Here is a 15130-nt window from a genome sequence, read left to right on the forward strand (position 1 = left end):
CTTTTTTTTTATATTAAAATTAGGATTGAATTAATCTGTTAATTACTAATAACACCATCTACCATCACTAATTTTCTATCTGCTAAATCTGCCAGTTCTTCGTTATGAGTTACAATAACAAAGGTTTGTCCAAATTCGTCGCGTAGTTTAAAAAATAAGCTGTGTAGGTTTTCTGCACTTTCACTATCCAGATTTCCCGAAGGCTCATCGGCAAAAATAAGACTAGGGTTATTAATTAATGCTCTAGCAACCGCAACACGCTGTTGTTCTCCACCAGACAATTCGTTTGGTTTGTGGTTATATCTATGAGATAAACCTAAGAAGTCTAATAGTTCTTTAGCACGTTTTGTAGCTTCAGCTTTAGGTGTTTTTTTTATAAATGCAGGAATACATACATTTTCAATAGCTGTAAATTCTGGTAATAATTGATGAAACTGAAAAATAAAACCAATATGCTCATTCCTAAATTTTGCTAATTGTTTTTCAGAAAGCGAACTAATGTTTTTACCATTAATTATTAGTGAAGAATCATCGGTTTTCGAGATGGTATCTAAAGTTCCTAAAATTTGTAATAAGGTTGTTTTTCCTGCTCCCGAAGAACCAACAATAGAAACTACTTCACCTTTTTTAATGTGCACATTTACACCTTTTAAAACGTGTAAATCGTCGTAATACTTGTGGATGTTTTCAGCTTTAATCATATAAAAAAATAAGAAGTTGAAATTACCACTTTACAAAGTAATGTACAACTTTATAGGGTTTAAGATTTTCTTTTAAATACATTTTTTAAATTACTGTAATCTATAAAGTAAACCATTTTAAGAGAGAACGTGTTGCCATTTGGTTGGTCGAATAGGTCTTCTAAACTGTCATTAAATGCCTGTGCACCATCATTACTATAATTAAAAATACGGTTACGGTATTGTGCAGTTAAAAAGCTTCCAGGAGCAAATTGTAAAGAGTAGGTTAAGTTTAAATTCCAAGTACTAAAGTTTACATCTGGATCGTCTATATCGTCTTTTGTGTAATTATCGTCTCTATTTAGCCTTCCATTATCACCCAATCCATAAATATCATTTTCATATTGTACAGCACTCCAATAGTTTCTAAAACTTAAGGTTAAGCTATTCATAGCATTAAAATTATAACTTGTAGAGATGCTATTTTCTATAGTAATTTGGTCGCGTTGACCATAAATAATATCGTCACCAATAAAATCTATAAAACCTCTTTCTCTAAGTTCTTGATCCCAATCAAAAGAATAAATAACTATAAAATTCTCGTTAAATTTTACTCTAGGACTTATGCTAAAAAACACACTTTCATAATTTCGTTCCTCTTCAAATAAGGTTTCGTAACCAAGGTTAATATCTAGAGCAAAAGTTTTGTTGTAGTTTGAAGATATATAAACTCCAGTATTTAGCCAATCTTCTGTAATAAAATAACGACCATCTACTCGTGGTCCAAAATAATCGAATTGTTTACCAGGTTGTACATTAAAATTACCACCATAAGACATTAAACTCTTTTTTCCAACGGCATTTACTTGCCCTCCAAAATTGAATCCTGTAAAAGTGCCGGGTCTGTATAAGCTATTGTAGTTTGTCCAAGCATTAAAACTGAGGTTGTTATGTTTCTCGGTAGGTTCAAAAATTTGGTAGCCAAAATCGGCACTAAAATTATTGTAATTATTTTTAAATTGGATTCCCATATCATTAATATCATAATCCTTGTCTGCTAATTCATGACTAACACTCCAGTTATATTTTCCGCTTATTTTACCAAAACCGGCACGTGTACTAAGTCCTGTTTGTGTACCATCTAATAAATTAATGTTACTCATTTTTACTTCAGCAATAGCTCCGTAAGTATTTTTTTTATTCTTTAGATCGAATAATAGACCTGTTACATTAGCGTCTCTAAATCCAGAACCATTTCTTGTCACATTAGTATTAATTAAACTTACTGAAGAGTTTTTATTAAACTGTTGGTCTACCACAAGAATATTGTAGTTTGTAATAGGTTCTACAGTTTCTCTACGTTTTTCACCAGTTACAGTATTTAAAATATCTACATCAGTTTCCTCGGTAACAGCATTAAAAAATCCAATTCCTAAACCATTTTTTGTTCTTCCGGAAACTTTAACGGCATTTAATAATGCAGTTTTTTGAGGGAATTTGCCATTAATCTCTTCGTTAATTCCTAGCGTTGGATCTCCTATTGGAGCGCTACCAATACGTCTTGTGTAAAATAAGTTTCCTTTGGTAAATAAATCAGTTCCTTCTGTAAAAAATTGTCTTTGCTCAGAAAATTGTTGCTCAAAAGGTCCTAGATTTAATTGTACATCGTCGAAACCAACTTGACTAAAATCAGGAATTAAAGTAGCATCTAATGTGAAATTTTCTGTAATTCCGTATTTTATATCTAATCCTGCATTAAAATCATTAATTTTCTTATCATCAAAATGATCGGCTACAAAAGAAGCGAAAGGATAAAAGCTTAAACGTGTTGGTGGTTCTAGATTTTTTAATCCGTTTAATTCTCCGTTAAAATAACCAATACCAGCACCACTAGTAATATCTACCGCATTCCAAGTTGCTTGTTCGCGTGTATCTCTATAATGCCTATGAAACTGGATTCCCCAAGTTGGGTTTTCTTGTTGCGTAAAACGTAAAGCTCTATATGGAATTTTCATTTCAACTATCCATCCATCTTCCACCGTTTTAACTGCGCTTTCCCAAACAGCATTCCACCCAAAATCTTCTCCGCTAGTTGGATTTTCGGTTGCGTCTGCTTGAGTCCCAGAGCTGAAAACAAAAAATTCAGTGTTATTTTGGGCATCGTTATTCGGATTAAAAATAGCTTCAAAAAAATCTGATTGTCCAAAATCATCACGCTGTGTAAATTGCTTCATCATGTCTTCTGGATTGTCGTATAAATAAGCCGAAATATAAATGCCAGAATCGTCGTAAGTCATTTTAACTTCAGTACGCTTATTCTCAGGCATTGTTTTACCAACTGTGGGTCTAAATTCTACAAAATCTGTAGCTATTTGTGCCGTTTTCCATGCCTCGTCGTTTAATATGCCATCAATTTTTGGTGAAATCTCCGTACGTTCAATAGTGTATGATTTCTTGTCTTGAGCGGTAACTTGAAATGCAAATAATAGCGTTAAGGTTAATAGAGAAAAGAGTTTCATTAGTTTAGTCGTTAAGGTAGGCAGTTAGTAAAATACAGTCTAAAGACTTTAATAGTTTTGGTTTGTTACAGTTTTTTTTGACAAAACTACTTTTACAAGCCCTTTTTTATCTTAATTTAAAGTTAAAATAGCTGTCTTATGTAAGGAAAACCTTAGTAAATGGACTTTTTTTAAGTAAATTTAAATAATGGAAAAGAATAATTTAAAGATTGCGACTTTCGCAAATGGATGTTTTTGGTGTACAGAAGCTGTATTTAATAGAGTAATAGGTGTAGAAAAGGTTGTTTCTGGTTTTACAGGAGGTAACATTAAAAACCCAGCTTATCGCGAAATAACTACAGGACGTACCGGTCATGCCGAAGGAATACAGATTCTTTATAACGAAGCACTAATTAGTTATATTGAATTGCTTGAAATCTTTTTTGCAACTCACGATCCAACAACATTAAATAGGCAAGGTCATGATGTTGGTACACAGTATAGATCGGCAGTTTTTTATCATTCTGAAGATCAAAAGCATCAAGCTGAAGCTTTTATTACACATTTAGATTCAGAACATGTTTTCGATAGTAAAATTGTAACCGAGGTTACAGCTTTCGATGTTTTTTATAATGCTGAAGCAGATCACCATGAGTATTACGAACGTAATTCGGGAAATTCGTATTGTCAATTTGTAATTCACCCAAAGCTTAAAAAGTTGAATACATATTATAGCGATAAGTTAAAGTAAGATACCTAAAACTCAAAATAGTATGTTAAGCTAAAACGATGTTGTGTTGCGTAAAAAAGTAAATGATTTGAGTTTTTTTTGTAACAAAACACCTAAAAGACTTACTTATAGTTAAATAGTGGTTTTTGTTTTAGAATAAATTTTTAAAATTCTAAAAAAAATGGAACGCTATTTGCTTTATAAAAAGTATTAACACACAACACAATGAATTTAGAAAACACAAACAAGTACAAAATATTAGCCGCTAGTATCATTTTTGATGCTATAGGTTATGCTAGCTTTATAATACCAGGAATAGGAGAGGTAATAGATGTAGTTTGGGCTCCTGCCTCGGCTTATTTAATGACTAAACTTTACAAAGGTACAGCAGGTAAAGTAGGTGCTGCTGTTTCTTTTATAGAGGAAGCAATGCCAGGATTAGACGTAATACCAACGTTTACATTAATGTGGTTATATACATACGTTTTTAAAACAAAAGAAGAAGAAACAATTATTGAAGTAAATTAATTTTACTTATAGTTCTAAATATAAAAAAGCACTCGTAAGAGTGCTTTTTTGTTTTGTACGTTTTTATTTTAGTAGGAGTTTCTTTTTAAACTTTTCAGGATATTTATACATTTAACATATGCTTGATGAAAATGTTTCAAGTACTATTAGAAATGGAAATAAAAAATACAATTTAGATTTTAAATGCTAAATTCTTTTCAGCATAGTAATTTTTTACACCATAACTTCTTGTTTGTAAATGTAAATTAGGTTGGTTTAGCTTATTTTATAAGGCTTAGTGTGTGTCTTGTCCTGAAATATGGCTACAGGTTAAAATTGAATTAAGCTGATAATTTATATACCATATTAGGTGTTTTATAATCTAAAGATAAATGTAATCTTACTTCATTGTATAAATTAATTGCATTTTTTGCAGCTCTCTTAGCGTGACTCACGTTATCAAAGGTTTGGTCTAAATAAAATTCATCTTTTAAAATTCCATTTACACGTTCAGCCATGGCGTTTTCGTAACAATGATTTTCTTCTGTCATACTAATATCTATCTTTTTTCTTTTGAGTATTTGTGTGTATACATTGCTACAATACTGTATTCCTCTGTCTGAATGATGAATAAGTTGTTTAATATTTTTAGCTTGATAAATAGCGCTTTTTAAGCGCTCTTACACATCCATTTAACTCTAAACTATCACTTAGATCATAACCGACTATTTTTCTGGAATGCATATCTGTTATTAAAGCCAGATAACAAAAGCCTTTTACTGTTCTAATGTATGTGATATCAGATACCCAAACTTGGTTAGCTATAGTAACTCCTAAGTCTTTTATGATGTTATTATATTTATAAAAACGATGATAAGAGTTCGTAGTTCTAGCACTGGTTTTCTTTCTAAGTGTAAGCATGTTATATTTTCTAAGTACTTTAAATAGTGTATCTCTACCAACTTTAATGTTAGCTTTAACAAACTCTTTATCTAAGGATCTGGTAAGTTTACGAGCACCTTCTCTAGGAAGGGATTTACGTCTTTTTCTAACAATATCTATAATCTGTTGTTCTAGGTTTAAACGCTTATCAGCTCTATTTTTATGCTTGTAATAAGCATTGCGTTTAAGTCCAAAACAATGGGTTATAGTTGTTAAAGAAGCAAATCCCTTAGATCTCTTTTTAGCTTTAATTAAGGCTTTATACTTAGCTTTTTTTTAGTTCATTAACTGATTTATAGCCAAGATCTTCAGCAGCTACTTCAAGATAACAATCCTGTACCATAGCATCGAGATCCTTTTTAAGTAGTAGTTTTTTAAGTTGTTCAACCTCTTTTTGAAGTGCTTTAATTCTAGATATTTCGTCTTTAGTTTCCACTTTTACTCTGGTGTTCATTAAGTCTTTACGATTATACTTTTTAATCCACACATTAACTGTTGTAGGTGCAATAGAGTAGAGTTTACAAAGTTCACTCTTTGTGTGTTTCCCAATTGTAAGTTCGGCTAAAATTTTTAATTTAAAAGGTTCACTGTAACGTCTAATTACTTTGTCATTTCTATACATAATGTTTAAAATTATGTAGCCTTATTTCAGGACGGGTCATAATTGCTGGTAACGTTGTTGTATAAGCTTTGTTGCGTTGTTTAAGCAGTGAATTTAGTAAATAAAACACGAACGGCGAAATTCCGAAGGAATTTCCCAAGTGAGCCAAAACCAGCAATAAATTTTATACGGTGTTGCCAGCAGTTATTTTATAAATTCCAGATATTTATTCAATAGTTTATGGTCTCTTCTGTAACCTAAATAATAATCTTTAAAAATATGATTGTATGAATTAATTATACTTTCCAATTGACGATATTCTAATCCACATTGAACAAGTATTTTTCCATATTCTAGTGTAATTGCTAATTCAGAATTTTCTCTATTTAACTCCAATAAAGGTAGAACTAAATTGTTATATGAATAAAAGTGATGAGTTCTAATTTCTCCTAAATCTTGCCATAAAAACCAAATTTCATTTTCTTTTTCTAAGAATAGTTTTGTTTCGATATCTTTTCCGTTTCGAGAAGCAGATTCAGTTCCGTACTTATGATAGTTTCGTTCTTTAAGTTCTCTATATTTTTCCAAATTAAAACTATATTTATCTAATTGCTGACTATGAGATTTTACTAAATTATCTAAATTCTCCATTATACGTTGTTCATAAAATTTATATTTTCTCAATAAAGACCAAATTTTATGAAATGCTTTAGATTTCATTTTTTTGTTTATAGAAAAAGAAAATTGTTTCCCAAAAGAGTTATAAATATCCATAAAATTGGTCAGACAAAACCAATCATTGATATAATTATCCAAGTTGATTTTGAACCATTAAACTTATTGGTTAAAATAAGAAATATTGCTCTAAAGGAAGTTATTACTGACCAAAAGCATAAAACGATAAATGATAATATTAATATTTGTTTCATTCAATTATTCAATTCAGTTCGGGTTTTTCTCAAATTATTGCCAACGGTTACGTATAAGGATTGTGCGCTTTTGTTTGCTGGGATTTTCCGTAGGAAAATCAGAAGCTAGCAAAAGAAGCACTTCCATAGTTTCGGGACTAAATTAAGCATTATTTTTATACAATGTTAGCGCACGTTATTATTAAACCGTTTAAATTAAGCGTTCCTAAAATCATTAGCACGCAACAGTTGCACTTTGCTTTGGTCAGAAGTTCGAGAGTGAGTTTTTTGTAATTTATTTTTTTACCGTTCCGATTTGCCGTTTCAATAATCAGTCGTACGCAACAGTTGCGCTTTGCTTTGGTCAGAAATAGGTTGAGTGAGAAATATAGGAATCTATTTTTACTTTTTAAACCACTTTAGAACGATTTAATTTTTTTTGAGACGAGTGAGCAATGTGCGCTAACGTTTATGTATATGGAAAGTTGCGTGTTTGCGTGCGAGGATTTTCCGAAGGAAAATCAGACGTAGCAAACGTGCAACGACCTTTTGTTTAGCCTAAAATAAGCAATTTTTTATATACGGTGTTGGCATGTCGTTTATTAAAAAACAAAACTTGTTAAATTCCAAAATACATGAAATATTATTGATGGAATAATTGACTTTGATTTATAAAATAATACTCCAGATATAATTCCGCCAAATAGAGCGATATAAGCTTGATGTAAGCTAAAATCAAAATTCTCAAAGAATAGTGCAGCAAACGGAATATGGATAAAAGCAAATAATAAAGATGATATAATTATTGCAATTAATGGTTTATAGTTTTCTATTAAGTTTCCAAGTATATATTTTCGAAAAAATAACTCTTCAGTTACTGGAACAATCATTATGGAAGCTATTGCATTCATTGAAATCAATCGCTCAAGAGTGAAATCATAATCAAAGAATTCAGATGATGTTTCTTGATGATAAATAACATTTAGAATGGACTGAAAGAAAACGAATCCGATTCCTAATGTTAATGCTATTAGATAATATTTTGAATCAGCTTTTTTTAATTTTAACAAATCAGTTTGCTTAATCAATTTGAATATAAATAGTAGGAAGATTAAAGTAGCAACTGAGTTAATTAAATGAGAAGTCTTTAATAACTCTAAAGATGTCATTTCACGAGGAATTAGAAGAATCCAAAGTTCAACTAAAACTAAAAAAGCGTAGTATAAAATTGAAAGAAAAATAGCTTTTTGTAATTTCATTCTCAAATGCATGCCAACGTTTATGTATAAGGATTGTGCGTTTTTGCTAGCTTCTGATTTTCCGTAGGAAAATCAGAAGCTAGCAAAAGAAGTACTTCCATTGTTTAAGGACTAAATTAAGCATTATTTTTATACAATGTTGCCGTACGTTACAGGAATTATTTTATCTGCTTAAGAGTTGCGCAAAGCTTGGTAAATCCGTTTAACAAAGATTGCGTGGGAGTGAGGTCAGTCGTACGCAAAGATTGCGCAATTAATGGATCGGAAACCGTTATTACTTTAATCGACTTTTGAGTGAACTACCGTTTTTTGAGCCGAGTGAGCAATGGACGGCAACGGTTAGGTATAAGGATTGTGCGTTTTTGCTTGCGAGGATTTTCCGTAGGAAAATCAGAAGTTAGTAAAAATGCATAATCCGTTGATTCAGGACTAAAATAAGCATAATTTTTATACAATGTTGCCGTACGTTACAGGAATTATTTTATCGGCTTAAGAGTTGCGCAAAGCTTGGTAAATCCGTTTAACAAAGATTGCGTTGGAGTGAGGTCAGTCGTACGCAAAGATTACGCAATTAATAGATCGGAAACCGTTATTACTTTAATCGACTTTTGAGTGAGTTATTGTTTTTTGAGCTGAGTGAGCAATGGACGGCAACGTTGTTGTATATGGTTTGTTGCGTGTTTTAAGCAACTAATTTAGTAAATAATTACCGACCAAGAAAGTCCGCTAGGACTTTCGTAAGTAAGCTAGAACTAGCAATAAATTATATACGGTGTTAGCAACTGGCTTTTGTTTCTTCAAAACTATTTTTTGCTATTAAATTAGGGTCAGGATAAATGAATTCTGAATTAATTCCCTCTTTTCTAATTTTATCTTTCACATAGTCAGTTAGTTTTTTGTTTATGTTATAGCATTTAGAAAATCTATAAATTACATCTTCTTTATTTCCAAATTGTTCGTTTCCAACTTGTTCTATTGGTTTAAAAGGGTTTGAATTCCAAATAAAAACTCCTTCTTGATTTATAATATTCATACTATTATTAAGTGAAAACTGTATGTCATTTTCTTCATTAATATCTGAGAAATAAGTCAATGGGAACGTAATCAGTCTTTCTATTTTCGTTACGAATTTTATAAGGCTATTTTGGTGAAGCATTTTTGTTGCCATTTTTAGTCTATCTCTTCCAAAGAATTTTTCCATTTCAGTTTGTTCTATTCCTTCAGATTGTCCATTTTGGATAACATTATCTTTTACGTGTTTTTCCATTTCTGAAATTCCTTTTTCAACGAGAGATACTAAACTAGTTGAAATTAAATCCTTTTCCTCAATGTGATAAATGCTAAAATATTTATCTATTTCTCTAGAGTCGTCTTTATATTCATTTACATTTTCGGTGGCAAAATATAATGCGTTTTTAAAGTTGTTGCTCCAATCAACTAAAGGTGTTGGGCAACCATAGTGTTGTAAAAAACTTAAAACTGCAATATCATTCTCTGGGCTTATTCCATTATTTTTAAAGAATTTTTCTAAAATTCCACCATTTTGTTTTTTCGCATTGCTGATAGTTTTTTCTATGAAAGTTTTATAGTCTGTACCATTTTCATATAACTTTTCATTTATCCAATATCTTTGAAGTGAACTGTAAATTCTCCATTTTGCTTCCGTTACACCACGATAAAGAGTTGATTCCGAATTTTTATGTTCTTCGTAAATAGAATCAAAATCCTCTTTAGTGTCAATCATTACTTGTTCAAAAAAGAGAGCTTTCTGTAAAGTTGTTTCATATTCAGTCATTAGCTCAATTGAAGAATGTGGTGGTGTCCATTGTGTTCCTTCGTACGCTAAGAGAGCAGCTCTTACAACTGAACTTACTGTAGATTCATCTACTGTTCCATCTGTTCTGAATTTGACTTTTATTAAGTCTTCTAGCAAGTGATTTGACCAAATAGTTTTGACACCACCATTATTCAACCAGTCAGCGAATAGTTTGATTCTAGAATTCAAATTTGATGATGTATCAACTTCTTTCATTTAGTTCGGATTTTAGCTTGTTGCTAACGGTTAGGTATAAGGATTGTGCGCTTTTGCTTGCTGGGATTTTCCGAAGGAAAATCAGAAGCTAGCAAAAGAAGCACTTCTATTGTTTAAGTACTAAATTAAGCATAATTTTTATACAATGTTGCCGTACGTTACAGGAATTATTTTATCTGCTTAAGAGTTGCGTAATGCTTGGTAAATCCGTTTAACAAAGATTGCGTGGGAGTGAGGTCAGTCGTACGCAAAGATTGCGCAATTAATGTATCGGAAACCGTTATTACTTTAATCGACTTTTGAGTGAATTACCGTTTTTTTGAGCCGAGTGAGCAATGGACGGCAACGTTGATGTATAAGAATAGTTGCGGGTTTGTATGCGAGGATTTTCCGAAGGAAAATCAGACGTTACAAACACGCAACGACCTTTTGATTAAGCACCAAACCGCAATTATTTTTATACGGTGTTGTAATGCGTTATTTTTTCTTTAATTCCACTTTATTTATCCAAAAAACTCCACAATCGTAAAACTCCAAAATTCCATTTTCAACCTTTGCTTTAGTTTTATCAAAGTCTAACTTGTAGGTTTCGTCAATATCAATTTCTTTATTTACTTGAAAGATAATAATTTTATTTTCCGTTGCCCATTTTCCTTTTGCTTTATCGTCATCAGTATAACAGATTTGGTCTTGGTAAAAATGAAATACAAATGTTCCGTCTGAATTTAATGCAAGTTCATAGTTAATTACAATTCCATCTTCCTATTCAGTTTTATTTTCATAATTCCCAGAATATTTTTCGGACTGCGAGTAAGTACTCAATCCGAAAAACATAAATATAATTATCTGAATGTTTCTCATTTAATCTCTATGTTTTTTAATGTCTTGTCCTGAAATATGGCTACAGGTTAAAATTGAATTAAGCTGATAATTTATATACCATATTAGGTGTTTTATAATCTAAAGATAAATGTAATCTTACTTCATTGTATAAATTAATCGCATTTTTTGCAGCTCTCTTAGCGTGACTCACGTTATCAAAGGTCTGGTCTAAATAAAATTCATCTTTTAAAATTCCATTTACACGTTCTGCCATTGCATTTTCGTAACAATGATTTTCTTCGGTCATACTAATATCTATCTTTTTTCTTTTGAGTATTTGTGTGTATACATTGCTACAATACTGTATTCCTCTGTCCGAATGATGAATAAGTTGTTTAATGCTTTTAGCTTGATAAATGGCCTTATTTAGCGCTCTCACACATCCTTTAAGTTCCAAGCTATCACTAATATCATAACCAACTATTTTCCTGGAATGCATATCTGTTATTAAAGCCAGGTAGCAAAAACCCTTTATGGTTCTAATGTATGTGATATCAGATACCCAAACTTGGTTAGCTCTAGTAACTTCTAAGTCTTTTATGATGTTATTATATTTATAAAAACGATGATAAGAGTTCGTAGTTCTAGCACTGGTTTTCCTTCTAAGTGTCAGCATTTGATTTTTTCTAAGCACATTAAATAAAGTATCTCTACCAACTTTAATATTGGCTTTATTAAAATCTGCATTTAATGATTTTACAAGTTTTCTCACGCCTTCTCTAGGAAGGGATTTGCGTCTTTTTCTAACGATATTAATAATCTGTAGTTCTAGGTTTAAACGCTTATCAGCTCTGTTTTTATGCTTGTAATAAGCATTACGTTTAAGTCCAAAACAATGGGTTATAGTTGTCAAAGTAGCAAATCCCTTAGATATCTTTTTGGCTTTACTTAAGGCTTTATACTTAGCTTTTTTTTTAGTTCATTAACTGATTTATAGCCAAGATCTTCAGCAGCTACTTCCAGATAACAATCCTGGACCATAGCATCGAGATCCTTTTTAAGTAGTAGTTTTTTAAGTTGTTCAACCTCTTTTTGAAGTGCTTTAATTCTAGATATTTCGTCTTTTGTTTCCACTTTTACTCTGGTGTTCATTAAGTCTTTACGATTATACTTTTTAATCCACACATTTACTGTTGTAGGTGCAATAGAGTAGAGTTTACAAAGTTCACTCTTTGTGTGTTTTCCGATTGTAAGTTCGGCTAAGATTTTTAATTTAAAAGGTTCACTGTAACGTCTAATTACTTTGTCATTTCTATACATAATGTTTAAAATTATGTAGCCTTATTTCAGGACGGGTCACAATGGACGGCAACGTTTATGTATAAGAATAGTTGCGGGTTTGTATGCGAGGATTTTCCGCAGGAAAATCAGACGTTACAAACACGCAACGACCTTTGATTAAGCACTAAACCGCAATTATTTTTATACGGTGTTGTAAGCAGTATTTTATCAGAAGTTAATTTCATCTCTTTTACAATACCAATTTGGGTCGCAACCTGTTGTCATACATCCACCAGATTTATATTCTTTTTCTTTTTTCTCTTCTCCTTTTTTTGTTCTTTGGATTATAAGTCCATAAGAAATCGGAATAACTTTGTCTTCTTTTTTACATACTGGACAAGTTTTGATTTCTTTTGACTGGTCATATTTACAAGACAATGAGTATGGGATTTTTAATTCTACCGTGTCATCTGGTTTTAAAAATCCGATAATTATTGTATTCCGCAAATATGAGTGAGGTTCAGTTCTAATTCGGATTGAATCAGATTCAAGATTACGAAATGAGAAATTCAGATTTTTGTCAAGAACTGTGCTTTTTTCAATTCCGCTTATCTCAAGAATTACTTTAGTGTTTTCAGCAATCAATTCGGCTTCTTTAGGAATTTCCGCAATTATTTTTCCGTTAATAACTCCGTTTTGAGCAATACAGAATGAAATTCCTAAGAAGATTAATATTATGCTGAATGTTTCTCTCATATTGCTTACAACGTTTAGTATAAGGAACGTAGGGCAGTTGATATGCACTCCGTTTCGGTTTGGCGGACTTTGTAAATAAACACAGAACTTTGGAGTTTACACAAAAGCCCTATGTTTTTTTATACATTGTTAGCAATAGTTTTTTTATTTTTTCTAGAAATTAAAAAAATAATCCTTTCATTTTTCATGAGAGGATTATGATAGTAATTGTTTCATTATAATAATCTACTTCTATTGATTTAAATAGACTATTTCATGTAAACCATCTGTATGATACGTTTTGGTAACACCATTTCTAGTTACAATTAGTTTTTCTTTTGCAAGGTATCTATAAGCGTCTTCACCTTTATCTATTTTAGATTTTTCGATCATTACAATCTTTTCCAGTTTGATATTTGCTATAAAACTGAAATCACCTTTTGATCCTTTTAATGTAAAGTCTTTGGCAAAGGTATATCCCATTGTTTCTTCTGTCATAGTCTCATGTATAACACCTTCTACTTTACATGCATTGGGTCCTTCAGGTGCATCAATAGGTGACATTAATAAACTGTTTTCGTCTGTAACAACTGCTCCTGATGTAGCGATATCGCCATTTAAACCTATCATCATTGAATAATCAACTGAGATGTCTTCAGTATGGATTTTTCCCCAATACCAATTTTTAAATACACCTGCTAATCTTTTATCTCCCCAGTTATGGTCATGATATCCAATACCTTTAACTTTAATCGCTTTTCCTCCTTTATATAGCTCTCCTTCTATTGGTCCAGATGGAACAGCTACTGTCCAATGCATTGGCACTGGATATCCTTCTGTTGTAAATGGATGATTCTTTTTCTTTAATTTTAATTTAGCACCATACCCATCAATCATAGTATAAAGCTCATAATGATCGCCACAATCTTTACAATACTCTTTACCAAGTGTAACATCACACTTTTCATAACTAGTGGTCACATCCTCCTCTTTATATAGTTTTATCTTACTAATTTCTGGTTGTCCGTGTGGATATATATTTAATCTAACAGACGGTTGTCTTGGGTTTAACCTAGTATCGTTAAGAGAATACATTACTACAAAGTGATCTCCGTTATCAAAATGTGCATCAAAGTACCACCAATCAAAATGTTCTTCTCTGTTTGTTACAGGGAAATCAATATGTGTTGCGTCTGCTTTTGTGTAATCAATTTTTTTTTCCATAATATTTAACTTTTAAATGGTTGTTAATAATTTCATATTATTCAAGAGGTTAATTTTTGTACTAAGCTTTTGAGTAGAGCAAGTGTTGTTCTAATTATTGCTAACGTTTGTATGTAAGATTAGTTGCGTGTTTTAAGTAGTGAATTTAGTAAATAAAACACTAACCAAGAAAGTCTGAAAAGACTTTCGTAAGTTGGCTAAAACCAGCAATTAATTTTACACGGTGTTAGCTGTAGTTATCTTTTTTCCTTCCTTTATTAAATGAATATATCATTCCAATAAATAGTAAAATTAAAGGAATAAGTATAACTATAATTTCAAGAGTTCCAGTTCCATTTATTCTGGAAACTCCTATTATTTCTCTAAATCCAGCGATTGCAATTAAATATCCTGCAATACTTATTAGTTCCTCTACAGTATTAAACCCATTAGGTGTTTTAATAAATCCATAGAGTAATAAAGAAGTTAAAAATAAGAAAATAATGGAACTAATAACAATTGTTGCTTTCTCTGTAGTTGAACGTGTTAAAATGATATTTCGTTTATTCCCTTTTTCAAATGTTAGTAATCTTCCTGGAATCCTTTTTTGAACTTTTAAATTAAATTCAGAATATTTATTATTAATAAAAAGAGAAATATTGTGTCTTATTTGAAAATCATCAAAAGGAAACCCATTTATCGTTGGTGCAACAGGTATTGTAAAAGTATTTGATTCAAATCCTGAATTCATATATCCATAATCTTGTTTGTTTACATTATCCTTAAACGTAGATTTGAAAATTATTCCGCTTGGATTGTAGTAATAACTATCTGAATATATTGCTACTAAATTTATAGAATCACTCTCACTTTTTTTAAATATAGAACTGTGATTATAAGTTACAGCTAATGTTGCCTCAACCGAATTTTCC

Annotated in this window: 15 protein-coding genes; 2 read left to right on the forward strand and 13 right to left on the reverse strand. The window is 31.1% G+C overall.

What is annotated here, in order from left to right:
• Window positions 1-38 precede the first annotated feature (38 nt).
• Both ASC41_RS15790 and ASC41_RS15795 read right to left on the reverse strand, forming a co-directional pair.
• A complete protein-coding gene (locus tag ASC41_RS15790) occupies window positions 39-701 on the reverse strand; it encodes an ABC transporter ATP-binding protein (protein ID WP_055437631.1) in 663 nt (220 codons plus the stop codon).
• Window positions 702-760: 59 nt separating this feature from the next.
• The gene (locus tag ASC41_RS15795; RefSeq protein WP_055437632.1) at window positions 761-3199 is read right to left on the reverse strand and encodes a DUF5916 domain-containing protein; all 2439 of its coding nucleotides are present in this window, start codon (window positions 3197-3199) and stop codon (window positions 761-763) included.
• 187 nt (window positions 3200-3386) lie between these two features.
• Here ASC41_RS15795 and msrA point away from each other — a divergent pair, with 187 nt between their 5' ends.
• Window positions 3387-3929, forward strand: coding sequence for a peptide-methionine (S)-S-oxide reductase MsrA (msrA, locus tag ASC41_RS15800; RefSeq protein ID WP_055437633.1), 543 nt, complete (start codon window positions 3387-3389; stop codon window positions 3927-3929).
• A 204-nt stretch (window positions 3930-4133) separates the two neighbouring features.
• Complete coding sequence (locus tag ASC41_RS15805; RefSeq protein WP_055437634.1) at window positions 4134-4436, forward strand: hypothetical protein; 303 nt, start codon at window positions 4134-4136, stop codon at window positions 4434-4436.
• Window positions 4437-4756: 320 nt separating this feature from the next.
• On the opposite strand, the gene ASC41_RS16860 is transcribed toward ASC41_RS15805, so the two are convergent.
• From ASC41_RS16860 to ASC41_RS15865, 11 genes are all read right to left on the reverse strand, one after another.
• The gene (locus tag ASC41_RS16860; protein WP_152971497.1) at window positions 4757-5077 is read right to left on the reverse strand and encodes an integrase core domain-containing protein; all 321 of its coding nucleotides are present in this window, start codon (window positions 5075-5077) and stop codon (window positions 4757-4759) included.
• Window positions 5064-5336, reverse strand: coding sequence for a DDE-type integrase/transposase/recombinase (locus ASC41_RS16865; protein ID WP_055437636.1), 273 nt, complete (start codon window positions 5334-5336; stop codon window positions 5064-5066). The genes ASC41_RS16860 and ASC41_RS16865 overlap by 14 nt, the downstream gene beginning before the upstream one ends.
• A gap of 286 nt (window positions 5337-5622) precedes the next feature.
• Window positions 5623-5979 (reverse strand): transposase, encoded by a 357-nt coding sequence (locus ASC41_RS15820; RefSeq protein WP_083477103.1) that lies wholly within the window; start codon window positions 5977-5979, stop codon window positions 5623-5625.
• A gap of 183 nt (window positions 5980-6162) precedes the next feature.
• A complete protein-coding gene (locus tag ASC41_RS15825) occupies window positions 6163-6678 on the reverse strand; it encodes a hypothetical protein (RefSeq protein ID WP_152971498.1) in 516 nt (171 codons plus the stop codon).
• A 790-nt stretch (window positions 6679-7468) separates the two neighbouring features.
• The gene (locus ASC41_RS15835) at window positions 7469-8125 is read right to left on the reverse strand and encodes a type II CAAX endopeptidase family protein (RefSeq protein WP_055437639.1); all 657 of its coding nucleotides are present in this window, start codon (window positions 8123-8125) and stop codon (window positions 7469-7471) included.
• A gap of 775 nt (window positions 8126-8900) precedes the next feature.
• Entirely contained in the window at window positions 8901-10157 is a 1257-nt protein-coding gene (locus ASC41_RS15840; RefSeq protein WP_055437640.1) for an FRG domain-containing protein, read from the reverse strand.
• Window positions 10158-11076: 919 nt separating this feature from the next.
• On the reverse strand, window positions 11077-11892 hold the full coding sequence (locus ASC41_RS15845; protein WP_160318803.1) for an IS3 family transposase: 816 nt from the start codon (window positions 11890-11892) through the stop codon (window positions 11077-11079).
• Window positions 11893-11927: 35 nt separating this feature from the next.
• Window positions 11928-12299, reverse strand: a complete 372-nt coding sequence (locus ASC41_RS15850; RefSeq protein WP_055434618.1) for a transposase — start codon at window positions 12297-12299, stop codon at window positions 11928-11930.
• 189 nt (window positions 12300-12488) lie between these two features.
• A complete protein-coding gene (locus ASC41_RS15855) occupies window positions 12489-13016 on the reverse strand; it encodes a hypothetical protein (protein WP_055437641.1) in 528 nt (175 codons plus the stop codon).
• 231 nt (window positions 13017-13247) lie between these two features.
• Window positions 13248-14219, reverse strand: coding sequence for a hypothetical protein (locus tag ASC41_RS15860; protein ID WP_055437642.1), 972 nt, complete (start codon window positions 14217-14219; stop codon window positions 13248-13250).
• A 226-nt stretch (window positions 14220-14445) separates the two neighbouring features.
• A complete protein-coding gene (locus tag ASC41_RS15865; protein WP_055437643.1) occupies window positions 14446-14949 on the reverse strand; it encodes a hypothetical protein in 504 nt (167 codons plus the stop codon).
• Between the last annotated feature and the right edge of the window lie 181 nt (window positions 14950-15130).

Origin of the sequence: Lacinutrix algicola (assembly GCF_001418085.1) — a bacterium.
GTDB classification, from domain to species: Bacteria; Bacteroidota; Bacteroidia; order Flavobacteriales; family Flavobacteriaceae; genus Lacinutrix; species Lacinutrix algicola.

Bases quoted from the DNA above. Each gene is read 5' to 3' on its own strand.
- ASC41_RS15790 (WP_055437631.1), bottom strand. From the start codon at position 701: ATGATTAAAGCTGAAAACATCCACAAGTATTACGACGATTTACACGTT.
- ASC41_RS15795 (WP_055437632.1), bottom strand. From the start codon at position 3,199: ATGAAACTCTTTTCTCTATTAACCTTAACGCTATTATTTGCATTTCAA.
- msrA (WP_055437633.1), top strand. From the start codon at position 3,387: ATGGAAAAGAATAATTTAAAGATTGCGACTTTCGCAAATGGATGTTTT.
- ASC41_RS15805 (WP_055437634.1), top strand. From the start codon at position 4,134: ATGAATTTAGAAAACACAAACAAGTACAAAATATTAGCCGCTAGTATC.
- ASC41_RS16865 (WP_055437636.1), bottom strand. From the start codon at position 5,336: ATGCTTACACTTAGAAAGAAAACCAGTGCTAGAACTACGAACTCTTAT.
- ASC41_RS15820 (WP_083477103.1), bottom strand. From the start codon at position 5,979: ATGTATAGAAATGACAAAGTAATTAGACGTTACAGTGAACCTTTTAAA.
- ASC41_RS15825 (WP_152971498.1), bottom strand. From the start codon at position 6,678: ATGAAATCTAAAGCATTTCATAAAATTTGGTCTTTATTGAGAAAATAT.
- ASC41_RS15835 (WP_055437639.1), bottom strand. From the start codon at position 8,125: ATGAAATTACAAAAAGCTATTTTTCTTTCAATTTTATACTACGCTTTT.
- ASC41_RS15840 (WP_055437640.1), bottom strand. From the start codon at position 10,157: ATGAAAGAAGTTGATACATCATCAAATTTGAATTCTAGAATCAAACTA.
- ASC41_RS15850 (WP_055434618.1), bottom strand. From the start codon at position 12,299: ATGTATAGAAATGACAAAGTAATTAGACGTTACAGTGAACCTTTTAAA.
- ASC41_RS15855 (WP_055437641.1), bottom strand. From the start codon at position 13,016: ATGAGAGAAACATTCAGCATAATATTAATCTTCTTAGGAATTTCATTC.
- ASC41_RS15860 (WP_055437642.1), bottom strand. From the start codon at position 14,219: ATGGAAAAAAAAATTGATTACACAAAAGCAGACGCAACACATATTGAT.
- ASC41_RS15865 (WP_055437643.1), bottom strand. From the start codon at position 14,949: ATGAATTCAGGATTTGAATCAAATACTTTTACAATACCTGTTGCACCA.